This window comes from Streptomyces phaeochromogenes, from assembly GCF_001418655.1.
In the GTDB taxonomy this organism is placed as follows: domain Bacteria; phylum Actinomycetota; class Actinomycetes; order Streptomycetales; family Streptomycetaceae; genus Streptomyces; species Streptomyces phaeochromogenes.
In genome coordinates, this window is the sequence record NZ_LIQZ01000212.1 from 11,054 (window position 1) to 32,759 (window position 21,706).

Here is a 21,706-nt window from a genome sequence, read left to right on the forward strand (position 1 = left end):
TATGCGCTCGCCCCGCGGACCCCCCACAGAACATCGGCCGCGGGGCGAGGCACGTCCAACGAAAGTTCGCGATCTTCCTGTCCTGGGCGCGAATTGAAGTGTGCTCTGGCGTGCCCTGCGATCGCAACGGTTTCGGCAGCTCGTCGTGAACCCGGTGGCCATCTGCGAGACAGCCCAGCAGCTGGCCTGTGCCTCAGCAACACCAGGCATAGACCGTCGGTGGTCAATGAGTAGCTAGATCATTCAAGCCAGTCGACAGGAATAAGCGCCCTGCGTCGGCCGTCCTGAGGTCGCCAGTTTTCGACAATGGCGTCCTGGAACCATTTCTCGGGCAGGTTGGCGTGGTCGCACACGATGATCTGCAGGCCTCCGCCGGCTTCCTCAGCGACGTCGTGCAGCAGCTTGAAGTAGCTGGTGACGGCCGCCCAGTCGGCGTCTTCCACGGTGGTGGCGTCTCGGATCTTCTCGGGGAAGAACGCCTGGGTGGGCTGATCCAGCATCAGGAAACGCGGCACGGGCCTGCGCTCGCGAAGGAAGTATGTGTGCAGGGCCAGGTGGGCGACGAGGTGGTAGCCGATCCAGTTCTTCGCGCTGCCGATGCGGGTCAGGGGCAGTCGGCCCCCGGGGCGGCGAACGACGACGTTGAGCTGAGAGAGGCTGATGCGGACCTCGTCGGCTGTTGCGGCTTGTCCGAGGCTCAGTCGCTGTGCCCAGGGCGTCATGAGCGCAGCGACATCGGTGAGCCGGCGTTCTGTCTCGGCGGTGACATCGTCCTCGTCGACCATTTGTTGCAGGGCCTCGACACGTTCCTGGGCGAGCATGAGGTCGTTGCGAAGTCGGCGTACGTCGTCTTCGGTCAGGTCGCTGGTGGCGGCGCGTTCCTGCGCGATGCGTCCCTGGACGAAGGCGACTCGCACCTCCTGGTCCTGGAGGTTCCTCATCCGCTCGTCGCTGGAGTTGAGTTCTTTCAATTGAGCTCCGTTGAGGCGAAGGCGCTCGGCTACAGCGTCGCGGTCGTTCTCCAGGCTGCGACGGTGTTCTTCCCGTACGGGCTGCAGGGTCTCGGCGTGGGTGAGTTCGTCGGCCAAGTGCCGAGTCAGGGCGGTGATGTCCGCTGCGGATGGGTCGGGCTCGTCCAGCGGGCGGGCGCACATAGGGCAGACGTCGGCGTGCTGGTCTCCGTCTTCGGGGCCGAGCAGTTCAAGGGTTTTGAGCCGGTCGAGCTGTAGGTGGAGTTCGCCGGTGAAGGCGTGGCCCTGTTGGTGCCAGCGGTCGACCATGGCCAAGGCGTCGTTGAGCTGTTGCCAGCGCTCGCGTAGCTCCCGGCGCTCCTGGTTGAGTGCCTGGCGTCGGTCTTGCAGGTCGGTGGCTCCGTCGGCGGTGACGGGTGTGACGGTCAGGGCCCGGTCCAGCAGTGCTCGGGTCTGCTGCGGGGCCAGGGCTGGCGGGAGGTCTTGGAGGAGTCCTTCGCGTTCCGCCAGGCGCAGCAGGGCTGTCTGGCGCGTGTCGACGCCGTCCCTGCGGCGGAGGGCATCGTCGAACTTGCGTTGGGCGGCGCGCTGTTCGCGCAGTGCCTCGCCGAGCTGGTGGCGGCGCAGGGCCTGTTCGGGGCCGGCGGCGCCGAGGAAGTACGGCAGCGTGTCCTTGATTGCCTGACCGATGCCGTTCTCACTCTGGCGATGGAAGAGGGCACTCTGGTTGGCGATCTCGTTCTGCTTCTGGAAGCACAACAGAGCTGCCTGGGCGATGGAGACATCGAAGGGATAGCGGGCCGCGCCCGTGGGCGGCTGGAAACGGAAGTCCTCGATGCCCAGACGGGCGCTGAGCTGACTGCGCAGCGCGGTGACGTCGGCGTCTGGCCGCAGTTCATCGCCGCGGGGCAGCTCAAGGCTCTCGTCCCCAAAACGGATCATCGCCTTGGTGGTGGAGTCCCCGACGGGACGCGGCCGGGCGAGAACCATCCGGGTCGTACCGAAGGTGACCAGGACGGCGTACCAGCCGACGGTCTGGTCGATGGGCTCGTCGGGGAAATTGGGCTTCTTGCGACCCAGGCAGTACTCGACGATGTCGAGGACTTCGGACTTTCCGGTCTCGGATTCGCCCGTGAGAATGTTCAGCGCCCCGGGGTGGAAACGGATGACCCGGGGATCTGGCCTGCCATCTCGGTGGTAGAGGGCCAGGGCGAGTAGCTGCATGGCGGGTCTGTAGCTCCTTTGCGGGACGAGGAGAAATGGGGCGTTAGGGTCGGACGCCGAGGAGGGTGAACGCGGTCGCGGGCTCCGTCGCCGCGAGCCATCGTCCGACCAGGGCCGCGCGGCGCGCGCAGTCGGCGACTTCGCTGCCGTGGTCTGCGGTGGCAGGGCGGGGGGCTCGGGGACAGCGCAGGCCCTGACCGGCTATCTCCACGGCCCGGTGGCGCATGCCGGTGCGTAGGCTGGCTCGGGTGTAGTCGGTCAGCGCGGCAGCACGGTCGGCGAAGGCGGCCTGGTGGCGAGGGTGTTCGGTCAGCCAGGCGGCCATGGTGCGGCTGGCTTTGACCGGCAGATCCGCGCGGGTGTCCGCGGGCAGGACCAACGGCAGGACGAGGAAGGCACTGGTCCACGGCAGCGGATTGCGGGCCGCGGTCTTGGTGGCCGCGTTGATGCTGCAGGCCAGCAGATAGGCGCCGAAGGCGGGATTGAGCAGGGCTTCGGCCTCCGGGAGACGCCTGGTGGAAGCCACGGTCACTTCTCCTGCTCGTTGACGCGGTTCTGGCACAGGGATGAGAAGTCGGGGTGCCAGCCCGGGCCTTCGTCCGACTCGGCGCGGTCGGCGAGGCTGTGCATGGTGCCTCGACCCACCCAGCCGACGGTGTTGCTGCCCAGACGCGCGGGCTCGTCGGCCACCTTGTCCATCGTCTTCCTCAACACGTCCTTGCCGACGGCGTGCTTGTCGGACTCGTCGCTGTCGTCATCGAGGTCGTCGGTGAGGTCGCCGAAGATGTGGTCCCACTCGTCCCACAGCCGTTGCTCGTAGTCCGCCAGCCCGTCTTCGGTGATCTTGAAGGTGCGCAGCCACTCGGAGCGCTGGGCCCGCGCGTGGTGGTAGTCGCGCAGGTAGGTGGCGATGCGGCGATCTTTGAGGCCGATCCAGCGCATCTGCGCGACCACCAGATCGTCGTTGTACGCGGCGATCTCCGCGGTGGTCAGCCGGCGCAGTTCCTCGGTGATGGGCAGGTTCTCCCCGGCGAACTGGTCGCTCACCTCGTCGAGGCGGCACAACAGCTCCTGGGCCGACACCGACGCCCGACGCCGCGCAGGGTCCTTGCGCTCCAACAGCCGTACGGCCACGCGATACCACCACCCCTTGATCTGGTCGAGGACCGCGTCGTGCTGATTGGCCCGGATCCCCATCGCTTTGGCAAGACTAGGGTCGAGGTCTGACATCACCGGGGCGCCATCACTGATCACGAGGGCGTCGACGAACCGGTAACGCTGCGAGGGCGACAGGTCCAGGAACATCTTGCGTTCGTCGGCTGTGGTCTTCGGAGCGTCCGCGGCCGCCACTTCTTCCATACGTGCCAGCGCCGCTGGCACGTCCCGCTGGTCTCCGCGGCGCAACAGGTAGTAGAAGGTGCCCTCGGCGGCTACCTGTGTGGTCACCAGCCGCAGCAGCGGCATCGACTCAGCTCCGGGATTGCCGAGGGTGTTCAGGGCATCGATCCACGAGGCGACCGAGCGCCAGAAGTCCTTGCCTGTTTCGCTGAGCTGGCCGGCCGCACCGCGGTGCTTGGACTGCAACAGCTCCGCGGGAGTGCCGCTGCCGTGGAGGAACTCGATGTCGTCGAGCACCTCCATGCGCACCTCAGCCGCGGGGTCGTCCCAGCTGCGTTCGGCCAGTTCCAACAGGGCCAACTCGCACTGGTAGAGGTACCCGATCATCTGGCCGGCCGCCGAATGCGTTCCTGCTTGTGCCACGTTCCCCACTAGTTGATCGGCCAAGGGCTTGGTGACAGGCCGTCCGGAACGGCAAGCGATACTTGGCGTCGTTACAGCGCCTACCGACTATCACCTTTGCCCGGATGCTGGCAATGGAGCGCTCATCGTTCCATGTGTCCGGGCGAGGCCTGCTTCCGCCGCTACAGGTAACTCATCTCGCTCGTGGACGGTTCCACAGCGCAGGAGCCGTTCAGCTCCCGGCCTGCGCCTCACCGGTCGCCGGGGAGACGTCTTCGAACAGTCGGGCGGGCGCTACGTTGAGGCCGGAGGCGATGCTCAGGATGGTCAGCACACCTGGATTCCGCCGCCCGTGTTCGATGTAAATCAGACCGCGAAAGCTCAATCCGCTGCGTTCGGCGAGCTCCTCCAGGCTGTAGCCGCGCTCTTCTCTGAGACGCCGGATTTGCATTCCGAGGGACACAAGTCGCGGATCCGGCAGCGATTGACTTTTGGGCACACGGTGACTCGACCGTCACACCATCAGGGCGCACCATGAACAGTTGTGCATAACTACTGGGTGTAGCGGAAAGCATCGTTTTGGCCGCACCCCGACCGACACCACTCACACCAGTTTCACGAGATGCGATCCATCGCAGCAGCCGTCACCGAGATGAGCCTCCGGCATCCCGCGAACCGGGGCAGCAGACCCTCACGGGGGCTCGGCGACTGGTACACGATGCAGCAGCAGTTCCGATCCACGGGCGGAGACTTGAGCAAGCCAACCGAGCCGTTCGATCGCTGGCACAAGAGATATCCCAAACCAGAACGCGGCGACGAGCCGTGCCGATGCGGCACCAGGAAGCGCCCCCTCTATCCGTCCGTGGATCACGGCCGGGGCCGGCAATGGCAGGCTCGCTACACCGACATCGACGGAAAAGAACGAAGAGCCTGCCTGGCCACCTGGCAGGAAGCACGCGAGCACCTGGACACGGCACTCGCAGACCTCCACAGCCAGAAGTCACCAAATCCCGCTGACCTGCTGGGCGTTGGGCACTATGCGGCTCAGCTGATTGAAAGGAGGCGCAGGCGGCAGAAGAATGCCAATACCACCGCCGCCTACGAAGGACATCTCCGCAATCATGTCCTGCCGTTCGTCGGAAACCGTCGGGCCAGCACCCTGCGCCGCCGAGACTCCGTGACCTTCGTCGACTATCTGCTCGACAAGCCCGGCATCAAATCGCCTGCCACGGTCGTCCAGATCTTCAAGACCTGGCGCATTCTCCTGCACTACATGGCCGACGAGGATGTCTCGCTTCCGTCCAACATCGTCGCGCGGATCGAACTGCCGAAGGTCCCGCCACGCGTCAAGGTTGTCCTGCGCACACGTCGCTGCGGTCGCAGCGGCAATGCGGCAGGTGGCGCCCCGCTACGAGGTCCTGGTCTGGCTCGGTGCCTGCGCCGGCCTGCGTCTGGGCGAAGCGCTCGGGATGAGACGAGGGCTGGTGGTCTGGGAGGCCGGCCTGCTGCGCATCGTCGAGCAGCGCCAGCGCGGCAAGGCTGTACGCCTGAAGACCAAAGCCAGCTATGCCACCTTGCCCGTGGATCGTTTCCTCATCGAGCGGCTGGCCCAGCACACGAGACGTTTCTCCGGGCCAGAGCCCGCGTTGCCCCACGCCGGACGCACCTGCCAGGAGCGCGGCCCCGTGGAACCGGTGGGCGAGGACCTGATCGTCACCAACCGGTCCGGCCGCCCCGTCCTTCCCAGCGATTTCCGTCAGAAATGGCGAAGGGCCGTGAGCCAGGCCGGACTTCCGGAGCGAACTCGCTTCCATGATCTCAAGCACTTCTACACCACTACGCTCGGCGGCTCCGGCAAGCACGATCCAAAGACCGTGCAGGCACTCTCCCGGCACGCCGAGTTCTCCGAGACCTGGGACACCTACGCCCATCCGCCATTGGCGGTAGAGGCAGTCACGGTCACGGTCTTCGGCATCGCGTTCTCGGCCATCGAGGACGCCGATTGGGCTGCTTGAGCTTGACCGGGCCCTCGCGTGCGAACGCGAGTCGTAACCGGCTTCCCAACGTAAGTACAGCGACGGGCCGTCCAAGGCTCCCCCGGACGGCCCGTAGCCGGGCTCATACGCGCGATCCAGCGGGCCGGCCCGGCCGCACGGCGGGAAGGACTGCACGCCTCCCCGCCTCCTCCGACCGGCTGACACCGTCTGCGGGAGCGAAGTAGCTTTCGCGTCAACTCTCGGCAGATTCCGGAAGTGCACGTTTCTTCGTCCCGCTGCTCCGGTAGTTTCCCCAAGCACCTGAGTCGACAGCTGACAGCGCAGGGGGACGCGTGAGCAACGACAGCAAAGACCGGCCGCACTTATTGATCTCTGTGATCGACGACGATCCGTTGAGGGCGCGCAGCGACGCCCGCGAACTGCTGGCCCAGGTATCGGAGGCCGACCCGACGGCCTCGTTGCGCTTGCCCTCGACCGGTCCCGCGGTGAGCACCCACAAGGGCGGCGACGTCGTGGGGGTCGTGGGCCTGGTGCTGAGTGCCGGATCGCTGGCGGCAGCCTGCGTTCAGGTATGGCTGGCCAAGGTGCCTCAGCGCACCATCGTCGCGACCCGCCCCGACGGAGCCACCCTGCGCATCACCGGCCGCGAGGCCCGGGAGGACGCCGAGCGCCTTGAACAGTTCCTGGCCAACGGCTCCCTCCCCGCGAACGGGGACACCTCCCACGGCGAGGGCCTCGGCAACACCACGACGGCAGGCTGACCGACGGTGCGTAACAACGACCGATACGCCCTGCTGATCGGCGTCTCCACGTACGACAGCGCCGACTACCACGACCTTCCGGCGGTCCGTGCCGATCTGCACTACATGCAGGCAGTCCTGCAGAACACGGAGATCGGCCAGTACAACGACTGCGAGATGGTGCCTGAACCGACGCGTGCCGAGATGCTGCACGCCATCGAGTCGTTCCTGGAGCAGCGGCAGCAGAGCGAGAGCGCGCTGCTGTACTTCAGCGGGCACGGGGAGTTCTGCGAAGCCGACAACCAGCTGTACTTCCTCACCCGCGACAGCGACCCGACCGATCTTCCCCGCACCGCGGTGTCCGCGGAGTTCCTGGAACGGTCCCTGCAGTCCTGCCGCGCCGCGACCAAGATCGTGCTGCTCGACTGCTGCGCCAGCGGCTCGGTCGTCCAGGGCTGGCGTGCCAAGGGCAGAGACGATTCAGCATCCGACGAGGCCGAACGCAGCACGCTGCTGCGTCCCACCGGCGTCTACTTCATCACCGCCTCGGACGCGCTGCAGGCCGCCTCCGCCATGGCGCCCGACGGATCGACGCTCGGCACCTCCCGCTTCACCGGCGAAATCATCGAAGGGCTGCGCAACGGGCGGATCAAGGACAGCGGGTGGATCTCACCGGAGGACCTCTTCGAGTACCTCACCGCGCAGATGGTGCGCAAGGGGGTGCCGCAGGAGCAGCGCCCCACCAAGTCCACCATCCGCGCCACCCACACCCTGTACTTCGCCCGGTCCGTGGCGCGCCCGGTTAATCTCCCCGCCATGCCCGATCAGCCGCCTGGGCCGTCGGATGCTCTACTGAAGGCTCGCGCGCGGGCCGCGGCTGACAGTGAGAACGCCAACGACTGGCAGCGGCTCTTGCGTTACTACGCGCAGTGCCTGAGCGCTCAGGCCGCGGCGAGCATGCTGCCCGACCGGCGGAGCGGGCGGAACTCGCAGTACTTCCTCGTGGATGAGGGGCCCGAGAGCATTCAGTCGGGTCTGGGCTCGGTGCTGCCGGCGCCCAAGGGGCTGCCCGGCGTGCATGCATCAGGCACCGGCGCGGGGAAGGCCGGATCGGGGCAGGCCGCCGATCAGCACGAGTATTGGTACGGGTATCCCGCCGTCACCCTCCCCTCGCGTGGCGGGGGTGGTCGGCGCACGGACGTGGGCATCGCACCGCTGCTCATTCAGCAGATGGAGCTGGCGCCGGACGAGAGCGGGCGAGTCGTGCTCCGTCCCAGCGGGGTGCCGTCCCTGCACACCAAGGTGGTGACCGAGCTTCTCTCCGAGGACGAGGCCGCCCAGTTGCTCGCCCGCTGGCAGCCGACGTGGCAGCACGGCAACGACGCCCAGATGATCAGAGCCGTACGGGAGTTGCTCGGCGTGCTGGGACTGCCCGAGCTCGAACCGCTCGACACCTCTGCGCTGCGTGCCGAGTCGGTGAACGAGGCCCTGCGCCCGGGAGCACACAACGCCGCGGTGATCTTGGCCCCTTCGAGCGTGGAACGGTTCGCCACCGACGGGCTGGTGGAGAACCTGCTGGCCATCTCCACGCGTACGGACGAGATCCCCGGTACGGCTCTGGATGCTCTGCTGAACGCTGCCGCCCCCACGCCAGTAACCGATCCGGTGCTCGTGGTGGCGGCCGGGCCGTCCAACGAGAGCCAGGAGCAGGTGGTCGTCTCGGCGATGACGCAGCCCCTGACCGTGGCCACCGGTCCGCCCGGAACGGGAAAGAGCGAGGTCGTCACCTCGGTGGTGGCCACGTGCGTCGCGGCCGGCGAGTCGGTTCTGGTGGCGTCGACCAACAACGAGGCAGTGGACGTCGTCGCCCAGCGGTGCGACGAGATCGCCCCTGGTCTGCTGATGCGTACCGGCAACGTCGACGCCCTGGTCAAGGAGGCCGAGAAGCTGGAACGGCTGCTGTCGGATCCGCCGCCCCGGCCCAGCCGTAGCTCCGCCACCGTGGCGGGTGAGCTGCGCAACCTCCGCTCGCGCACGGCCGTGCTGCGTGACCAGGCCGGACGGCAGGTCGAGGGTGAGGTGCAGCTGGCCCAGGTGCTGTGGCAGCGTGCGGAGTCGGCCGAGAAGGTCGGGCTTTCGGTGGCGCTCCTGCCACGATTATGGGGGTCCGGCGGCCCTGCGGAGCTTGCCCGCTGGGAAGCGCGGGCTCTCAGGGCGGCAACGGCCAGAAGCTGGTGGGGACGCTGGCGGCGCACGCGTGCGATGAAGGCGTTCATCGCAGCCGGCGGCCCCGAGGCGGTCCCAGAACTGCCTGCCTGGGCCGGGGAACGGCCCGTCGCCTCAGACCTCCTCAACGACCTAGTCGACGTGACCGCCCTGGAACGCCAGGTGCGTGAACTCACCCCGGCTCAACTCGCCCACGACGAGCAGACCGTGCACCAGGCTCGAACAGCCTGCGCCACCACACGGACCGAACTGTCCGCTGAACTGTGCAAGGCAATCTCGGCGGAAGCACTCGGCCATGGCCGATCGCTGCTGGACCAGCGCCTCCAGACATTGCGTCAGCGCAAAGGGACCCAGCGAAGCCAGCTGAACCTGCTGCGCCACCTGAAGGGCTGGGCGATCACCACGCACGCAGTGCGCCAGCTGAAGCCGGACGCCAAGCTCTTCGACCTGGTCGTCATCGACGAGGCCAGCCAGTGCTCCATCGCAGCGGTGCTGCCCCTGCTGTTCCGCGCCCGCCGGGCCCTGATCATCGGTGATCCGATGCAGCTGACGCACATCCCCGGCATCTCCCCCGAACAGGAACGCCAGGCCCGCGTCAAAGCGGGGCTGAGCGCGGCCTGGCTGGAAGACCGACGACTCGCCTACCACGTCCACTCCTCCTACCACGCCGCCGCACAGAACGGCGAGGATGCGCTGCTGCTCGACGAGCACTACCGCTGCCACCCGGAAATCGCCGACATCGTCAACGGCCACTGCTACTCCGGCGCGCTGGAGATCATGACCAACGTGCGCCGGCAGGTACCCGCGGTCGATCTCATGGACACCGGGGACTCCGCCCCTGTACTGGCCTGGGCGAATGTGCCTTCCGGCGAGTCGGCACGCGGCCCAGGTGGAAAGTCCTGGCGCAACCCGTCCGAGGCCGCCGCTGTTGCCGACATCGTGAGGGGCCTGCTTCGCCGCCTGCCCGAGAACGCAACCGTGGGCGTGGTGACACCGTTCCGCGCGCAGAAGGACACACTGGAAAGCATGGTCGGCAGCGACCGGGTGCGGGTGGGAACGGTGCACGCCTTCCAGGGCGGTCAGCGCGATGTGATGATCCTCAGTCCGGTGGCCACCGCCAACACCCCGCCACGAACAGCCCACTGGGTGGCGAGCCAAGTGAACCTGTGGAACGTCGCGATCACCCGCGCCAAATCCCAGTTGATCACCATGGGCAACCACGTTTACTGGCAGCAGCAGACAGGGCTCCCGCATCTGCTGTCCTCACGCTCGCTCGTGTGGGACCGAACACAGAGCACCGGTGTGCAGCCAACTCCCGTACCAGAGCCTCGCCTGCGGCAGGACCCTCGCCGCAGGGATCTCACCGACACCGTGCATCAGGTTCTCGCCTCGCGAGGCGTTGTCGAGCTGGAACGCGATGCGCTGATCGGCGGACAGCGGATCGACCTGCTGTTCACCGCGTCCGAAGGCAACACCGCGGTAGTCGTCGACACCGGCCCCCAGCCAGACCGTGATCCGGCACGACACCTCCGTCTGGTACACGAACGAGCCGGTCTGCTCATCGGGTTGCCCTCTGGCGGTCGGGGTGCGAAGGCCGGTCCTGTCGAGCGCGTTGTCCGTATTCCCGCCTGGCGCATCCTCGCCGGCCCGAACGCACTGGCGCCGCTGTTCGACTGAGTGACCGATCGGCCGTCGGTGGTCGACCGGGACATCCGACGTGGGGAGGGCAGTCGTGGCAAGCACTCCGAAGACTGAAGAGGTCCTGAACAGTCTCAGGCAGCAGGTATCCGTGTCGGTTCACTCGACGCGGGAGCTCGTGGGCAAGGTGGACGAGGCTGCAGCCGACAAGGAACGGGAGCGTCGCGAGACGTTCGAGAAGCGGCAGGAGGAGGGCAAGACCAAGACGGGTGAGACCTACGAGCCCCTGCGGCGCAAGCCAGGCCTGCGTCCGCTCCCCGGCACGGAGGTCGGCCTGTCCGTGACGTTGACGTTCTGGGACGTCCTGCACCACCTGGGCCGCGGGCTGGCGCTGTCCCAGCGCGGTGCCTCGCGCGGGCTGGCCGAGCACTGGGGCAGCCTGAAGTACTGCCAGGCGCTCAGTGCCCATACCGAGACCCAGCTCGGCCTGTCACATGAGGGCAACCTGCTCGGCCTGTCCGACGAGGGCAAGCAAATCGCCATGTACTACAAGGCGCTGCAGTCGGAGGAGTTGGGACACGCCTTCGCGCTCGCCGTCAGCGAACAGATCCTCACGCGCCGCTATCCGGACCACAGCATCTCGTTCGTCCGTGCCGACACCGCCCTACGGGCCGGCTGGACGCTGACCAGTCGCGACAAGGCCAAGACAAAGACCGTCGGCTATCCCTACCGTCCGCAATTCTTCGCCGAGGTATGGAAGCCGGGCGAGTCCTCGCGTGTCATCCCCATCGCCTGCAAAGGCAACCACAGCGACCGGCAGAAGGCATACGAACAGCTCGCCTCCGCCGCCGCCCACGCCGACGGAGTACACATCGGAGCCTGGAACGAAACCCCGGCTTTGCTGTTCAGCACGGAGATCGCCCTGACCGACCCACTCACTGTCCACGCCCTGCACGCCGACGGCCCCGGCGGCTGGCTGCACATCCCCGACGGTACCCCCGCCGCCAACATCGGCCTGGACCTAGGCGGCAAGAACCCGGACATCGGCATCCTCAAACCAGGACAAGGCAGGGACCCCGACTCCTCCGAGCCCGGATGCCAAGTCGGCCCTAAGGACCCCAAGGACTACCAGTGGTTCCAGCGTGTCCTGGCCCGCGTCGGAGCGGCCGGCTTGACGGCCTTCGCCGGGGACGGCGAATCCACCGCCGCGCTCCTCACCACCCGCCAGGGCAGCGACTTCTTCCAGGGCTTCGCCCACGCCGCCTCCGGCAGCGTCCAGGACCTGGGCTATACCCTGCTGGGCGAGAAATTCGAAGGAACGGATCACGTCTTTCGGCTCAACGGCAACCGAGTACAGGCATTCTCCGGCGTCGCAGCCGACATCCTCGATTCCCTCGTCACCAGGGAAAAGCCCAAGCGGCACGCCGACGTCGCGGCCTACCGGCAGCGCGTACATGTATGGAGGAGCAAACGGCACGGGACGTTCTGGGATCGCACCTGGGGCGGAGTGGTCTCGATCAGCCGCGACGGCACCGTGCTGGCCATGCGTCAGATCCCGCCGTTCCAAGACGAATAGTCTGCATGCTCAACAATCTGCTGGGAGGCCGGTGGCTCAAGCACGGAGGAGAAACCGATCCGGGTCTGGGGGCCTTCCGCTTACCCGAGCCATCCCACGGCACCCTGGCCCGGTGACGCACTATGTCCCGACAATTCCAGTTCCATCGGCGTCTGGCCTGGGATCGCGGAGCCCTTGCAAGTCCGAAGGCTACGCATGCTGAGATCCTCCAGCAGCCGTCCCGGCCATGAAGTAGTGGCCCTTCCAGGCTGCGTCGGTCTCCGTCACCCAACCGCTGTGATCTGCTCGTTGGTCTCTCTCAGTCTGCCTCTGCGGAGCAGTTCGTCGATGTCGGAGTCCAGGAAGCTGCGGATATCTCGGCCCATGCGGCGCCACCCGAAGAACTCGCCTGTGTGCCGGACAAGTTCGTCGCGGGACGTGCCCGGGCACTCCGCAGCGAGTTCGTAGAGCGCCAACTGCCGTTCAACCGGAGCAATGTGCGCGGCCTTGCGCGGGGTGTCGCCTTCCCCTGGAACACGAGCATCCAGCTCTTCCCGGCCTGCAACATCCAAGAAGGAGCCGTCGACGGTGACCTGCCCCGAGAGGACGAGACCGCGCACCACTTCCCGTACGTTGTCGCGGATCCTGTTGCCCGCCCGGGCCACACCCCACGCCTCCCTGGCTCGCTGTACCAACAGCTCCTCGTGGATGGGGCCCTCGATGCCGATGATTCTGTTCAGCAGCGTGCGGAGCGCGGGGCGGGCCTCCGGCATGTGCAGTTCGTACGGTGAGGGCACCGTCATCTCGCATGCCTCGTACAGGGAGCTCCATGGGCGGTCGGGCTCGGTGTCGACCGGGACGCGCTCATGGTCTGCGGCGTCTGTCGGATACGTATGGTTCCCCGGTTCCGAAGTATCGGGCACGGCCGAAATGCCAGCGAGCGGGGCAGCCTCCCCGGCCGAGGTGTCCCCCACGTTGTCGCGCGCAGCAGCCGCCGTCGGGCCCGTCCTTGAAACCGTCGAGGCGGCCCCCGACATCGGTCCCCGTTCGACCGCCAGCTCGACTGCCTCGCGCAGTCTCAGCTCGGCTGCGGCCCTGCCCCGATACCAGTCGGTGCCCCAGATGCGGTGCAGCCGCCAGCCCAAACCGGCAAGCACTTCTTCCCGCAGTCGGTCGCGGTCCCGAGCCGTCCTGGACGAGTGGTACATCGCACCGTCGCACTCGATGCCGAGCGCGTAGGTGCCGGGGAACTGCGGATGGCGCACGCCGATGTCGATGCGGTATCCGGCGACGCCGACCTGCGGCTGCACCCGATAGCCCCAGTCGCGTAGCACCTCCAGGACCGACTCCTCGAATGGGCTGTCCGGCTCGGCGTCGGCCTGTGTCACGTCCTGCGCGAGGACGGCGTGGCCGTTCTCGGCGTACTCGAGATACCGCTTGAGGTGCTGGACGCTCTCGTTCGCGCTGTCGGCCAGGCCGCTGCTCCGGAAGGACGCGACGACCTCCATGCGGAAGCGGGCTCGGGTGACAGCGACGTTGAGGCGCCGCCAGCCGCCCCCCTTGTTGATTGGCCCGAAGTTCGTGCCGAACTTGCCGTGCTCGTCGGGGCCATACCCGATCGACATGATCATGACGTCGCGCTCGTCGCCTTGGACGGATTCGAGGTTCTTGACGAAGAACCCGTCGAGTCGATCCTCGGTGAAGCAGTTGTCCAGGTCGGGGCGGAGCAGCCTGGCCTGCTGGACAGCTTGGTCGATGGCCGCCGCCTGGGCCTGCGAGAGGGCGACGACACCCAGGGTGCGGCTGGGGCGTGTGTCGAAGTGATGGATGACCCGCCGGGCGACGAACTCCGCCTCCGTGCGGTTGTCTCGTCGGCCGCCCCGGTCGTACACGCCCTGTGTCGGGAAGAACTCGACGCCGATGTCGTTGCCGTGGTCCAGGGCTCCCGGGAAGGTCACCATGGAGTTGCCGTAGAAGGACTTGTTGCTGAACGTGATCAGGTCCTCGTGACGGCTGCGGTAGTGCCAGCGCAGGGACAGCTCTCTGAGGGCACCCGCCTTGCAGGCATGCAACAGCGACTCGAAGGTGTCGGGTACGTCTTCGTCGTACTCGTCGGAGTCTTCCTCGACCGCCGCGTCGAAGAAGGAGGTGGGTGGCAGCTGCTTCTCGTCGCCGGCCACGATCAGCGAGTCTGCCCGGTAGACGCAGTTGACCGCGTCGGCGGGGCGAACCTGTGACGCCTCGTCGAAGATGACCACGTCGAAGTGGTAGTCAGCGGGCAGGAACTGACTCACCGTGAGCGGGCTCATCATGAAGCACGGCTTGATGAGCCGGACGACGTCACGGGTTTGGCCGAGTAATTCCCGCACCGGCATATGGCGTCGCTTCAGTTCCGCCTGGCGCTTGATCACTGCGGCCGGCCCGCCGCTGAGCCGACGCGGTCGGCGCTCGTTGCACGCCTCGACCACGGCTCCACTGGCTGCAGCGACCAGCCGCCGGTCGGCCTTCTGGAAGTCCGCCACCCGGACGTCCAGGTCCGCGGAACGGCTGGTGGCGAGCCTGGTATCCGTGGCCAAGAGGTCGTCGGCCCAGCACTTCAGCACCGCCTGCTCCACGACCGCAGGCAACTGCTCGGGCAGGATGCCGCGTTCGACAGCGCGCGAAACGATCTCCTCGACTCCGTGTCGGGCCAGAACGTCCAGTCCGGAGCGGTACGCATGCCATTCCTCCGGGCCACGCGGGTCAGCCCGGAGTTCGTCGACGGCCTGCTGGGCCTGATCGAAAGTACCGAACAGGGCGAAAGCCAACTGAACCTGGCGGGACTCGTCGAAGAGGTCGTGCAGTGCGGTCGAGGACTCGGCCCAGCGCTCAGCGCGACGCCATGCCTCCACGCACCATCCGACCAACGCGCCGCGAATGCCGCGGGCCAACAGCCCCGGCAGCGGATCGGGCTCAGTGCCATCGGCCAGTCGGGCCGTGAGGAGGTCTCGGTGAGTGGTCCCGCGGGTGAGTTCAGCGATGCGATCCGCCACAGTCAGCGCGGCGTCCAGGGCGGGCAGTTCGTCCCCGTTGCGGGGAACATAGCCGCCTAGTGCGTCCTCGTGGTGTATCGCCAGTCGGGCGACCTCGGCCGCAGTGTTCTGCCAGGCCAAGGCGTCGTTCAGGCGCTGGGGCAGCGACTTGTCCCAGACATCGTCGCGCGTGAGCCCGGTTGCTGCCTCGCGGTCAGCCTTGTACTGCGCGGATAGACGCGCGAAAACACCTCGGTGCTGTCGAGTGAACCTCTCGACCAGGGCCGGCAACTCTTGGGCCCGCAGTACCTGTTCACCGAAGACGTCCTCCGCTACTGCACGAGCCTCCGCGCGGGCAGCGAGCGCGTCCCGCATCTCCCCAGCCACCTTGTGCGCCTCGCGCAGCCCTTCCTCGTCGAACCATCGTGCAGGCGGTCGCGTCGCCGCGGAGGCCAGATCGGCAAGTTCCAGTAGATCGAATGCGGCCTGCGAGGCTTCCGGCTTGGGCAGCCCGAACAGGTCGGCCAGTTGAGCGAGGCTCCCGGAGAGGTCTTCCGACACGCCGCCACTGACCGTGGTCACGTGCCGGTCGGGCAGCCCCGCTTCGAGAAGCCGTACGGTCTGCCGTACATCGTGCACGGTATGCGGTTCGGGAGTCGTGGAGGCGAATGGGCGGCGTTCGGCTGCTGTGCGTAGATCTCCCAGTGCGACAGCAGCCTCAGTGAGAACCGCGGTTGGAGCTGAGGCTCCATTCAGCCCGCGCCAGACGAACGCGTCGCCTTCCGCTGCCGGGCGCCAGGAACGGCTGACGGTGCCAGCCGCTTCCAGCAGCGCCTGAAGCTCCCCGGCGCCAAGCTGCCGGACCGTGCCGGTGCTTCTGGCGCCGAGGGTGAGTTGTGGCGTGTCTGCCCGCTCTAGGAGGACCAAGCAGCCCAGGACATCGTGAAGACACCGGTCGAGCGGTTCGCGGATCTGGTTCATCGCCGCTGCGTAGGCGGAGAGTTCCTCGCGCAGCCGGCGGGCACGGTCGAGTTCGTGCTCGGCTGCGCCGGTGATCGGCACCTTGGTGGTCAATACCCGTTCGAGCTCTGTCGCCACGGCCTTCTTGCTGGTGTCACCGCTGTGCAGTGCCATCACGAAGTCCCCGAGGCCGACGCCTCGCAGCCTGTTGCGGACCACGTCGAGTGCTGCGGCCTTCTCACTGACGAAGAGAACGGAACGGCCGGCGTGCATGAGCGCAGCGATCATGTTGGTGATCGTCTGGCTCTTGCCCGTACCCGGCGGCCCGCTCATCACGAAGGAACGGCCGTCCAGCGCGGCCGCGATGCACTGCCGTTGCGAGGAGTCCGCGTCCAGCACGAGCGGAGTCCGTTCGGGCAGCTGGATTTCGTCGATGCGGTCGAGCTCGGGCGGTTCGAAGCCGATCAGATCGTCGGGCAGTCCCGCATCGGGTCCGAGGCCGACGGCCCGGATCAGCGGATGAGTGAGGATGCGCTCCTCGTTCTGTTGGAGGTCCTGGTACATGGCCTCTTTGTGTGAGGCGAAGAGGCCGAGCACGAGGCGCTCGTCCACCGACCAGCCGTCCTGTGCACGCACAACCTGCCTGGCGGCGGCAAGGACCGCGGCAGGATCGGCGACATCGCAGTCGGCGACCGAACTCCAGTCGACACCCAGCCGTTCCAGCTTGACCGCCAGCGCGGGATTGTGGATCCGGTCCTGGCCCTCCGCGAGATGCAGACGCGTCTGGCGCCGGCCGTCGCGACGAAGCTCCACGGGTACGAGCAGCAGTGGAGCGGAACTCGTCTCCTCTGCGCCCTCCTCCCGCCAATCCACCATGCCGACGCCCAGCCAGAGCACCCACAGGCCGTAGTCGTTGTACATCTGGCCGGACTTTTGGCGCAGTTGGTAGAGCGACGCATCCAGCCCCGCCTGCGTGTTCTTCTGCGTCACCAAGGCAGCGGCACGACCGGCGCCGCCAACCGCGGAGGTGGCGTCGTACTCGTAGAACACTCCGCTGCTCGGAGCCGCGCCCTCTGTGGCCTCGCCATCCACGCCGCCTTCGACGTGCTTGGCGTCCTCCACGGAAGCAAAAGTCCAACCACGAGCGAGCCCCGCCAACACCGCAGAGACTCCAGGAGCCGTAATCTCCAGGGTCGCGGTCCTCGTATGGCGGAAATTCAGCAGACGGTTGCGTCCGCCGAGGTCGAGCAAGGAGTTGCGCCAATCACCCAGCACAGCCTTCAACCGGTTAAGAGCAGGATCGCCACCACCGGCCGGACCACTGCTGTCACTCGCCGGGGCTCCGGTCCATCGCGAACTGGGCATACACGAAGTATCTCAGTACTGATAGCCCGACACACCTGTATCAGCCCTTTTCGTCGACCGCTCGCTCAAGCCCGTCCCCGCAGTGTCCTCATCTCTCGACGCATGCTGCCCGCAGCAGCCAAAAGGCCAGGTCACGGACTACGTGACCTGGCCTTTACGGGAGCCACCCTTGGGATTCGAACCCGAGACCATTGCAAGGCCTGCAAGATCGTGACGGATGGCGATCAGTGATCACACTCGGTCCGTTTTTCCCTGGTCAGAGACTTGCAGAGTTCGATGGCGTGCCGCTTGATCCAGTGGGTGTTCAACTGTCCGCTCACGTATCGCTCACGCATATGGCGTGCCTGGCCAGGACTCCGGAGCCGACTTCCGAGGCAGCGACCCACTCGCCTTGGGCGGCGGACCGCACACTCTGTTGGGGACGAGAAACAGATCGAGAACCAGGCCGACCGCGCCGCATCAGGGTCGTCGGCCGCCTGATTATGAGGGCCGAAGCTCAGTCGTCGTAGCACTCGGTGACGACGAACCGCGTCCCCTCCAGCACCCCTCCGACACGCGTCTCAGCCCACTTAGCCAGCAGGTTCGGCTCACCTTCGATCCGGTTCAGCAGATCGGCAATCTCATCAGCGCCCGGCGATGTGGGGAGCACGCAGCGAACTACCGCACTGCCTGTTGCGCTATCGCAATCCTCGTAGTCCTCGTTGGGGTCATCGGGTACCCAGCGGCCGATCTCGACGTCCCAAGCGTCAGCGCCGTCATCACCGGGCTTCGGCGCATGAACAGACAGGTAGTAGCCGTCTGAATCGTACGGTTCCGCGAAGATCGCAAGGTTGGCATCTTCCAGCCCCCCCAGCATGTCGGGGAACCGACAGCAGGCGGTGGCCAGCACCCGTAGGTTCGCGATGGCCTTCTCGCGCTCCCCGGGAGTGATCCCTTCTTCGAGACGATCCAGCTGATCACGTGCCTCACCGCTCAGCATGTCCACTCCGCCGTCATACGTCACGAACGGCTGGCCGAAGTCCCAGGAACGCCGGCCCTCCGTCTCGGGCACGAAAGTCCCCTCTGAGTACTCGGCGAGCGCCTCGGACAACTGCCGTGCTTCCGTTTCCAGTTCCGCGTTGATCGCGATGCGGATGGGCTCGGGCACCGCCGTCAGAACGTCGTCCAAATCGGCGAGCGCCTGGTGGAGTTCCAGACAGGTGTACTCGTACCACAGGCTGTGCGCACCGTTCAGAAGATCGGCACGCGAAGCCAGGTCGGTCAGCGCTGCAAGGTGCTTCGTCGGATAATACGCCACCCCGCGGTCACGACGATCATGAACGCTCACCGGGACGGTGGTGAGGGCGGAGATCCGATTGAGCGCGTCAACGATCGGTGCCGCAAGGGCGGATGTGGCAAGGCTCGTCACAGTCGACGATTCGACCCCGCCCGGCCCCTGGTAGGTCGCCAGGATCTGCGTCTTCCCGCGGTTCGCGTGCTGAGAATAAACGGTCATGAGAACGCCTTTCGACCACCAAGTTGAGACAGCCTGGTGGTCACGGAAGAATGTGGAGAGAGGTGGTGGCGAGGGTGCGTTCCGACGCTCCGTGCCTCAAAGAGACCGGCGGTGGCCCAGGTACTGTCCCGAACTCCTTGCCTGATTTCACCTTAGGGCGTATGCGTCGCACGCCACAACCTGCTTGTCCGGTGTACCACCAGTTCTGTTCCGCTCAGGGGACGATCATGCTCTGCCCCTCTGCCCTCTACCCCTCTGGCACCCGACATGCCCAGCTGCCCGAGTCAGTCGACATCGGCCTTGGGTTTCGGCCACGCCCGGAGGGCGATACCGGAAAGCCACAGAGTGCGCAGCTGAATCCGGTCCTCGTCCCAGGACTCGACCCAACGATCAGTGGTCCACTTCTGATCAAGCCCCTCCGGAACGGACAGGACGGAGGATGTCGTCAACCGCAGAAGACTGTGGGCGCGCAGTTCGTCCTTCTTACGGAGCCATTCCCGGTTGCTCAACGACGGATTGAGTTTCGTGGTGGTAAGCGTGAGATTGCCGAGCTGATGAACTGCCCCGTGCCGCTTCTCCAGGGCCTTCTCGCTGTCACCGTCGGCCAGTGGCCAGTGGGTCTCCCACTTCTGCGGGAGGATGTGCTCGATGTTCAGCCGGGAATCCGAGCTGGAAAGTATCGGCGCAAGCTCGGTCTTCGGCGTCCGCAGGTGGTTCTCAAGCCCGACCAACAGTGCCTTCAACCGGGCCCGGTAGGACCGACGGTAAAGATCAGGCGTGATCAGGGCTTCAAGGAAAATCTGGTCGTCAGGCCACAACCGGGCCTCCGCCGTCTGATTCCACAGGCTTCGCGCGACGGCGAACCCAGCCCGGGCGGGGTCGCTCTCCTGAGCGTCGGCCAGCACTTGAACAAAGAGGCGATTATAGTCTTTTGTCGTCATCAGGCACACGGCTCGCCGCATGAGAAATGAGTCGATGGCGCGGGCCGCCACCGCTCGTTGGTCGTTTGGCACCTCCTCCGTCGCGTGTAGATAGAGCAGCACCGGCCAGGGCGTCGCCGTCATGGTCTGCATGCGATCGAGCAACCGGCCGGTGGGATCGGTCAGCGGCAGCTCCCTAAGTCGCTGGTACGTGTCGGCGTAATGCCTGATGTTCCGGATCACGTCCGAAGCGTGCTGACCGCTCTCCGGAAGCCACTTCTTGAAGTCGGCGAAGAGGTGTTCCACCAGAACGTCTTGACGCTTTTGAATGGTCAGCCAATAAGCCAGAAGCAGGTCGATCAGAGCGCGTCTGATACGTCCGGTCGTGACCTGACCGCGCCAAGGCTCGGCGTCAAGAGGCAGCCAGGCGTTCATCAGCAGCTCTTCCGAGTGGTGGTGCTGCCCCTGGGACTCGACTGTCTGGAAAAGGAGGTTCTTGACAAGGTCCGCAGCGTCGAGGCGCACTCCACGGTGATTCAGCGCTTCGAAGATGACCTGCGGGTCGTCGCCCGCGTCCAGGACGATCTCGACGAGCTGCATGCGCTCCTGAAGCGTGTAGTAGAGGTCATCGAGGCGCTGGGCGGGGTTGGACGCAGCCTTGGCCCAATCGCCGATCTCCTGCTCGAACCACATGCGGGCACGTACCAGCCGGTGATCCGGGCGGGGAGCCACACCTTCGTCATCGCTCCGGCGCACAGCCCAGAGGAAAGCCGCACGGTCCTGAGGCAGCGGCCAGACCTTGTAGCGGTCGTCCGGGAAGGCCTCGTGAACCGTCTCCGCCCGATTCTCCAGCAGACTCGTGAAACGCCCGACCACGCTGTCGGCGGCAAAGCCGTGGGCGACGGCCCGAGCCGCAGCGAAGAGCACCTGCAGTGTGGTCATGCGCTGCTGGCCGTCGATGATGTGGGACGAACCAAGGCGCCGGGGCGGCCTGTACCGCTCTTGCACGACCACGGCACCCAGAAAATACGTGCGCGGCTTCGAATTCCCGGCACTGCTCTGCGCCCCTGCCTCCGCTTCCACCTCCTCCGCAGCCGTCCGCACGTCCTTCCAGAGGGGTTCCCAGTTGTCCTCCTGGTCCCAGACATAGGGTCTCTGGAAAATCGGGATCACACTCTGATGGTCGTTCGCGAAAACCTTCCCCAACTTGACGTCGCCGGCCTGCATCGCCCCTCCGGTCCCCTCACCTGCATGGTCGTCGCAGCGTATCGGCGCAGGGACGATCGGCGTGAAGACTTACGCTGCTCCGGCGTTGATGAAGTCCTGTGCGGTGCAGGGGACGAGGGCAACGTCCATGCGCGGAAGGTACCGGCGGGCGAGCGTCGTGATGTTGATGCGCCCCACTCCTCGGATGACGGGAATCATCTCCGCGTGAATCTGGACTGGTTGGTCCTCGCCCTTCGGCGGTACCGGTCCGGGTGCGGGAGATGGTCCAGGCCACATTCGGCGCTGGAACGAAGCAAGGAGCCACCGGTCGAGGCGGTGGTTGTGAAGGCAGCGCCGCCCGCCTCGAAGACCGGCCGGTTCGCCGACGAGGTCGTCCTGCCGCCGGCTAAGGCCGTCTTCCACAAGGACCTCCGCGCGGACACGAAGCGGCTCTTGCTCCTCCTGGCAACCGACCAACCGACGCCTGCGGGCCCTGTGTTGGGCGTGTCGCGGATGACGACCAGCCGGAGCGGGCTGCAGCCTGAAAGCATGACCGACCTGAGCCAAGACCCCCGCTTCCTCCAGGACCCCTACCCCACCTGCGCGGCCATGCGGTCCAGTTGCCCCGTGCAGCCCCTGCCCACCGGGCCCGGTGGGC

The 21,706-nt window shown here is 66.5% G+C and carries 12 protein-coding genes; 4 read left to right on the forward strand and 8 right to left on the reverse strand.

All coding sequences use genetic code 11. The features are described from left to right. Positions 1 to 239: 239 nt before the first annotated feature. The 5 genes from AOK17_RS27125 to AOK17_RS52545 all read right to left on the reverse strand — a co-directional run bounded on the left by AOK17_RS27125 (position 240) and on the right by AOK17_RS52545 (position 5,205). Entirely contained in the window at positions 240 to 2,195 is a 1,956-nt protein-coding gene (locus tag AOK17_RS27125; protein WP_055615177.1) for a DUF3732 domain-containing protein, read from the reverse strand. A 43-nt stretch (positions 2,196 to 2,238) separates the two neighbouring features. Then, positions 2,239 to 2,721 (reverse strand): three component ABC system middle component, encoded by a 483-nt coding sequence (locus AOK17_RS27130; RefSeq protein ID WP_232838371.1) that lies wholly within the window; start codon positions 2,719 to 2,721, stop codon positions 2,239 to 2,241. Between the two features lie 2 nt (positions 2,722 to 2,723). Beyond that, positions 2,724 to 3,956: an ABC-three component system protein gene (locus AOK17_RS27135; RefSeq protein WP_206190840.1), complete on the reverse strand. Its 1,233-nt coding sequence runs from the start codon at positions 3,954 to 3,956 to the stop codon at positions 2,724 to 2,726. A gap of 211 nt (positions 3,957 to 4,167) precedes the next feature. After that, the gene (locus tag AOK17_RS27140) at positions 4,168 to 4,434 is read right to left on the reverse strand and encodes a helix-turn-helix domain-containing protein (RefSeq protein ID WP_245697385.1); all 267 of its coding nucleotides are present in this window, start codon (positions 4,432 to 4,434) and stop codon (positions 4,168 to 4,170) included. 501 nt (positions 4,435 to 4,935) lie between these two features. Continuing rightward, positions 4,936 to 5,205 (reverse strand): hypothetical protein, encoded by a 270-nt coding sequence (locus tag AOK17_RS52545; protein ID WP_245697386.1) that lies wholly within the window; start codon positions 5,203 to 5,205, stop codon positions 4,936 to 4,938. A gap of 127 nt (positions 5,206 to 5,332) precedes the next feature. Here AOK17_RS52545 and AOK17_RS52550 point away from each other — a divergent pair, with 127 nt between their 5' ends. The 4 genes from AOK17_RS52550 (at position 5,333) to AOK17_RS27160 (ending at position 12,112) form a co-directional block, all read left to right on the forward strand. Beyond that, positions 5,333 to 5,950: a tyrosine-type recombinase/integrase gene (locus AOK17_RS52550; RefSeq protein WP_245697387.1), complete on the forward strand. Its 618-nt coding sequence runs from the start codon at positions 5,333 to 5,335 to the stop codon at positions 5,948 to 5,950. A 314-nt stretch (positions 5,951 to 6,264) separates the two neighbouring features. Next, the gene (locus tag AOK17_RS27150; protein WP_055615181.1) at positions 6,265 to 6,693 is read left to right on the forward strand and encodes an effector-associated constant component EACC1; all 429 of its coding nucleotides are present in this window, start codon (positions 6,265 to 6,267) and stop codon (positions 6,691 to 6,693) included. Positions 6,694 to 6,699: 6 nt separating this feature from the next. Next, entirely contained in the window at positions 6,700 to 10,575 is a 3,876-nt protein-coding gene (locus tag AOK17_RS27155; protein WP_055615182.1) for a caspase, EACC1-associated type, read from the forward strand. 112 nt (positions 10,576 to 10,687) lie between these two features. Beyond that, entirely contained in the window at positions 10,688 to 12,112 is a 1,425-nt protein-coding gene (locus AOK17_RS27160) for a hypothetical protein (RefSeq protein WP_245697389.1), read from the forward strand. A 263-nt stretch (positions 12,113 to 12,375) separates the two neighbouring features. Here the strand turns inward: AOK17_RS27160 and AOK17_RS27165 are convergent, their stop codons facing one another. The 3 genes from AOK17_RS27165 to AOK17_RS27175 form a co-directional block, all read right to left on the reverse strand. Beyond that, on the reverse strand, positions 12,376 to 17,427 hold the full coding sequence (locus AOK17_RS27165) for a DUF3320 domain-containing protein (RefSeq protein WP_055615184.1): 5,052 nt from the start codon (positions 17,425 to 17,427) through the stop codon (positions 12,376 to 12,378). A 496-nt stretch (positions 17,428 to 17,923) separates the two neighbouring features. After that, on the reverse strand, positions 17,924 to 18,922 hold the full coding sequence (locus AOK17_RS27170; RefSeq protein WP_055615185.1) for a hypothetical protein: 999 nt from the start codon (positions 18,920 to 18,922) through the stop codon (positions 17,924 to 17,926). Between the two features lie 284 nt (positions 18,923 to 19,206). Further along, entirely contained in the window at positions 19,207 to 21,069 is a 1,863-nt protein-coding gene (locus AOK17_RS27175; RefSeq protein ID WP_055615186.1) for a DUF262 domain-containing protein, read from the reverse strand. Positions 21,070 to 21,706: the final 637 nt, after the last annotated feature.